Here is a 4,577-nt window from a genome sequence, read left to right on the forward strand (position 1 = left end):
TCGCCGCCGGCGCACGCTCCTGGCGGCCGGCGCGGTCCTGGTCGCGCTGGCCCTGGTCCTGGCGCCGTGGCTCGCGGCGGCCCTGCGCAACACCGTGGAGGTGCCCGCGGTGGTGGGGCTGCAGCAGGACGAGGCGGTCGCGGCGCTCGAGGACGCGGGCCTGGTGGCCGTCGTCTCGTCCGCGTACATGGCCGACGCTCCGGACGGGACCGTCACCCAGAGCGACCCGCCGACGGGCACGGAGGTGCCCCGCGGGGCCGAGGTGCGGATCCGGGTGTCCCGCGGCGAGGAGGGCATCGCGCTGTCCGACTCCCTGCACGGGCTGTCCGAGGACGCGGCCCGCCGCGAGCTGGAACGGCTGGGCCTGCGTGTCTCCTCCGTGCAGTACCAGGACGACGGCCGACTCGAGCGCGGGCTGCTCGCCCGCACCGACCCCGCGATGGGCACGCACGTGCCGCCCGGCTCCTCCGTGGTGCTGCACCTGTCCAGCGGCATGGTCGCCGTGCCGGACGTGGTGGGGATGAGCGCTCCGGACGCGCGGCGTCAGCTGGCGCTGAGCGCCCCCGAGCTGCGCGTGCGGATCCAGGACGAGGACGGCGCGACCACCGACACCGGCACGGTCGTGGCCCAGGATCCGCCCGCCGGCGTCCGCGTGGACAACCGTTCCTCCCTGACCCTGACCGCTTCCTCGTGGATCGCGCCCACGGCCGAGCCCTCCGAGCCGGCCCCGCCATCCAGCGAGGCGCCCGAGCCCACGCCGTCGGCGTCCGCATCACCGAGCCCCCCGCCGACGGAGAGCCCCGAGCCCTCCGAGAGCGCGGAGCCGTCACCCTCGCCGTCCGCCTCGGCCACGCCCAGCCCCGAGCCGACGACGACCGCGACGCCGTCGCCGACGCAGAGCCCGTCACCGACGTCGGCGGCCCCGTCGGAGCCGACCGGGCAGCCGCCGAGCACGTCGCCCACCGCGACGCCGGTGGACCCGCTGCCGACGCTGACGCCGGAGCCCGAGCCCTCGATCGATCCGCCGCCGTCCACCTGAGCGGACGGGGCGCCGTCGGACCCGCGAACCGGGCCCCGGGACCGGTCAGTCCTGGCGGACGAGGGGGGAGAGCCGGCCGCCGCGCTCGGCGGCCCCGGAGAGCCCCACGGACTCGAGCCAGTTGCCGAGCATCCGGTAGCCGCCCTCGGTGAGCACGGACTCGGGGTGGAACTGCACGCCCCACAGGGGCGCGGTGCGGTGGGCCAGTCCCATCACGACGCCGTCCTCGGTCTCGGCGGTGATCTCCAGGACCGCATCGTCCACGGTGGGCCGCACGGCGGCCAGCGAGTGGTAGCGGGTGGCGGTGAACGGCGAGGGGACGCCCTCGAACATGGGGTGCTCGCCGTGGCGGACCAGGGACGTCTTGCCGTGCATGAGGGATTCCGCGTGCGTCACGGTGGCGCCGAACGCCTCCGCGATGGCCTGGTGCCCCAGGCACACCCCGAAGAGCGGGCGGCCGCCGTCGGCGGCGGAGCGGATGAGGTCGAGGGAGACACCGGCGTCGGCGGGCGCGCCCGGCCCGGGCGAGATGAGCACGGCCGTGTGCTCGGCCGCGAGCTCGAGGGCGCGGGCGGGGGTGACCTCGTCGTTGCGGATCACGGTGGTGCGGGCCCCGAGCTGCTCAAGGTAGCCCACCAGGGTGTAGACGAAGCTGTCGTAGTTGTCGACGACGAGGACGGAGACCTCGGGGCTCTGCACGGGGGCGCTCTTTCCTCCCCGCCGCGTGGGAGCGGGGTGCATAGACTGGCCGGGCACGTCGCTGACCCCGGTCCTGGGCAGGTCAGCAGGATACCGTCCCCGCCCCGGTCCCCGCCGGTGGGGGCGCCCACCACCCCCCCACCCGAGGAGAAGATCCGTGGCAGCACCCGCCGGCAAGCGCAAGGACTCGGCCCGTCGGAAGCGCGAGGAGCTCGAGGCCGCGCGCCGCAGCCGCTCCGCCGTGCGGACGGACCTCGGGGACGTGGACCCGGGTCCGAAGCCCCTCTCCCCCGGGTACAAGGCCGTGATGTTCGGCCTGCTGATCCTCGGCCTGCTCTGGATCATCGTCTACTACCTGACCCAGGGCCTCTTCCCGATCGTGCAGATCGGCGGCTGGAACATCCTCGTGGGCTTCGGCATCGCGCTCGTCGGGTTCCTGATGATGTCCCGCTGGAGCGAATGACACGCGTGTAGTTCTCCACAGTGGTGGACAACCCTGTGGATGAGGGATCCGCACGATCCGGCCCGGAGACGAGTTGTCCCCGGAGTTGTCCACAGGTGTGGACACCCCTGTGGGAAGAAGTGCACACCCGCCTGTGGAGAACTCCGGGGACGGTCGGGGACGACGGTCTAGCCGAGCAGGCCGGCCACCGTGACCCGGGCGGCGCCGAGCACCGTGAGCGCCACCAGCGCCGCCGCCACGACCACGAGGCCGGCCGCCTGGGCGCCCACGGACGGCACACGCGCCCGCCCGGGGCGCAGCCCGCCGGCCAGGGAGAACACGACGGCGACGACGGCGCCCGTCAGCAGCCCGCCCACGTGCACCTGCCAGGCCACCCCGGGCAGCAGGAACGAGAACACGAGGTTCAGGCCGATCAGCATGGCGATCGAGCGCACCTGGCCGCCCCGCACCCGGGTGAGCAGGAACAGGGCCGCGAACATGCCGTACACGGCGCCGGACGCCCCGACGACGGGCTGCAGCGGGTCCGAGACCCACAGCGCGAACACCGCACCGCCCACGGCGGAGAGCACGTAGAGGGCGAGGAACCGCCACCAGCCCAGCGCGGGCTCGAGCACGCGCCCGATCACCCACAGCGCGAGCATGTTCAGCAGCAGGTGTGTGGGACCGGAGACGTCGTGCACGAGCGCGTAGGAGGCCATCCGCCACGGCTCCATGCCGTACGGGGACGTGTAGAGCCCGGCGTACCAGAGCGCCTCGGTCACGCCGGACGCCTGATCCCGGGTCAGCCACTGCGCCGCGTAGACCACCGCCGTGACCGCCAGCAGGATCCAGGTGACGGGCGAGGCGGCGAAGCCCGTCCGCCGTCGGACCGGGACCGACGCGGCGGCGCCGGCGGGAGCCACCGTCGGAGCAGGGCCGGCCACGACGCCGGACGCACAGTCCACGCAGACCGGTCCGGCCGCGGAGCCGGGACGCTGGCAGTCGAGGCACGCGGGGCGCCGGCAGACGGCGCAGCGCACATACGCGGCACGGCCCGGATGCCGCGGGCACACCGGGGGTGTGCCGTCCGCGGAGTCCGGGCCGTGCGGGTCAGAGGGGGTGGTGCTCACCGAGGGGCTGCTCAGGCCTCGTCGATGTCGATGGACTCGATGACGACGTCCTCGAGCGGGCGGTCACGGGGATCGGTGGCGACGGCGTTGAGCTCGTCCACGACCTTCTGGGAGGCCTCGTCCTTCACCTCGCCGAAGATGGTGTGCTTGCCGTTGAGCCAGCCGGTGGGCACGGAGGTGATGAAGAACTGCGAGCCGTTGGTGCCGGGGCCGGCGTTGGCCATGGCCAGCAGGTAGGGACGGTCGAACTGCAGCTCGGGGTGGATCTCGTCGCCGAACTGGTAGCCGGGGCCGCCGATGCCCATGCCGAGCGGGTCGCCGCCCTGGATCATGAAGTCCTTGATGATGCGGTGGAACACGGTGCCGGAGTACAGCGGGGCGCCGTTGTTCTTCTCACCGGTCTGCGGGTGGGTCCACTCCTGCTCGCCGGTGGCGAGACCCACGAAGTTCTTCACGGTCTTCGGGGCGTGGTTGCCGAACAGCTCGACGACGATGTCGCCGTGGTTCGTGTGGATGGTCGCGGTGTGCGTCTTGTTCGCCATGCGCCCCATTGTTCCATCCGCGGCGGCGGGCCGTCCGGATCCCGCCGTCCGGGGGCGGGTCTTCCGCGATCGGCGTACGCACTCCCGGCGTGCCGGGACCCGTGCCACGGCGGGGGTCGGCCACTAGGCTGGGCCTCGAGGACCACCGCGTTCAACGACCATCCAGAACTCACGGGAGGCATCACATGGCTCGCACGACCCTGCACGACGAGATCCAGCACGACGGCGGCGCGAACGCGTTCGTCGCACGCCAGGCGGAGAACCTGCGCCACTGGGCCGCCCCGAAGGTGGAGTCCACCCGCGCCTGGAGCGAGGTGGCCGCGGCCTACGGGCTGATCGGCGGCTCCGCCGCGGCCGAGGAGGGCCGCCGCAAGGCCCAGGACGCCAAGAAGGAGTACGGCCCCATGGTCGAGCGCGGGGCGCGGAAGGCCGGCGAGGCCGTCGCGCACCAGTACGGGCTGCTGGCCCCCGCCGTCGCCAAGGGCGTGGACACCGTCCAGGACTTCCTCGAGCACCTGCAGGCCCAGGCGCAGGACGCCGGCCACGAGGTGCAGCAGCAGTTCGCCGCGGCGCGCAAGGACGCTGAGAAGGCCGCGAAGAAGGGCCGCCGTCGTGGGGGCCGCAAGGCCAAGCAGCTGCGCCGGGACGGCCGCCAGGCCGCCCAGGGCCTGCGCAAGGACGCGAAGAAGGCCGCCAAGGGCGCCCGCAAGGACGCGCAGCGGTCC

The 4,577-nt window shown here is 73.7% G+C and carries 5 protein-coding genes and 1 pseudogene; 3 read left to right on the forward strand and 3 right to left on the reverse strand.

Annotated elements, in window-relative coordinates; genetic code table 11:
• The coding region (locus D8M29_RS08770; protein ID WP_127445910.1) for a PASTA domain-containing protein at window positions 1–1,039 on the forward strand (1,039 nt) is incomplete at its 5' end.
• A 45-nt stretch (window positions 1,040–1,084) separates the two neighbouring features.
• Here the strand turns inward: D8M29_RS08770 and D8M29_RS08775 are convergent.
• The gene (locus tag D8M29_RS08775) at window positions 1,085–1,738 is read right to left on the reverse strand and encodes an aminodeoxychorismate/anthranilate synthase component II (protein ID WP_049146857.1); all 654 of its coding nucleotides are present in this window, start codon (window positions 1,736–1,738) and stop codon (window positions 1,085–1,087) included.
• Between the two features lie 157 nt (window positions 1,739–1,895).
• Between D8M29_RS08775 and D8M29_RS08780 the strand changes: the two genes are divergently transcribed.
• The gene (locus D8M29_RS08780) at window positions 1,896–2,201 is read left to right on the forward strand and encodes a cell division protein CrgA (RefSeq protein WP_044659935.1); all 306 of its coding nucleotides are present in this window, start codon (window positions 1,896–1,898) and stop codon (window positions 2,199–2,201) included.
• 167 nt (window positions 2,202–2,368) lie between these two features.
• Here D8M29_RS08780 and D8M29_RS08785 read toward each other — a convergent pair whose 3' ends face one another.
• Both D8M29_RS08785 and D8M29_RS08790 read right to left on the reverse strand, forming a co-directional pair.
• A complete protein-coding gene (locus D8M29_RS08785) occupies window positions 2,369–3,103 on the reverse strand; it encodes a rhomboid family intramembrane serine protease (protein ID WP_238692786.1) in 735 nt (244 codons plus the stop codon).
• Between the two features lie 218 nt (window positions 3,104–3,321).
• Complete coding sequence (locus tag D8M29_RS08790; protein WP_010079725.1) at window positions 3,322–3,852, reverse strand: peptidylprolyl isomerase; 531 nt, start codon at window positions 3,850–3,852, stop codon at window positions 3,322–3,324.
• A 185-nt stretch (window positions 3,853–4,037) separates the two neighbouring features.
• Between D8M29_RS08790 and D8M29_RS08795 the strand changes: the two are divergent.
• Window positions 4,038–4,577, forward strand: a pseudogene (locus D8M29_RS08795) (hypothetical protein); the annotation flags it as partial.

Origin of the sequence: Micrococcus sp. HSID17227, from assembly GCF_003989405.1 — a bacterium.
GTDB lineage: Bacteria > Actinomycetota > Actinomycetes > Actinomycetales > Micrococcaceae > Micrococcus > Micrococcus luteus.